This window comes from Anabaena sp. CCY 0017 (genome assembly GCF_963920885.1).
GTDB lineage: Bacteria > Cyanobacteriota > Cyanobacteriia > Cyanobacteriales > Nostocaceae > Nodularia.
The window spans coordinates 1-210 of record NZ_CAWUDG010000139.1; the positions used below are offsets into that span (position 1 = coordinate 1).

The 210-nt window shown below is 66.2% G+C and carries 1 protein-coding gene; it reads left to right on the forward strand.

The features are described from left to right. A partial coding sequence (locus ACM0OW_RS25980) for a hypothetical protein (protein ID WP_414553617.1) occupies positions 1-210 on the forward strand: 210 nt, incomplete at both ends.

Consider the following 210-nt stretch of genomic DNA (forward strand, 5'->3'; position numbering starts at 1 on the left):
GAGAATGAAGCGCGTGCCGGAATCGGTGGCGGTCTTCCAGTGGAATGCCAAGGCACATCCGGATTCCGCCAACGTGTACGACAGCCTGGGCGAGGCGCAGCGTGCCAACGGACAGGTCGATCTGGCAAAAGCCAACTACCGCAAGGCCGCCGCGCTGGCACCCACTGACGCGCGGCTGCGCGGCATTGTCGCGGAGCTGGAGGCCGAGTG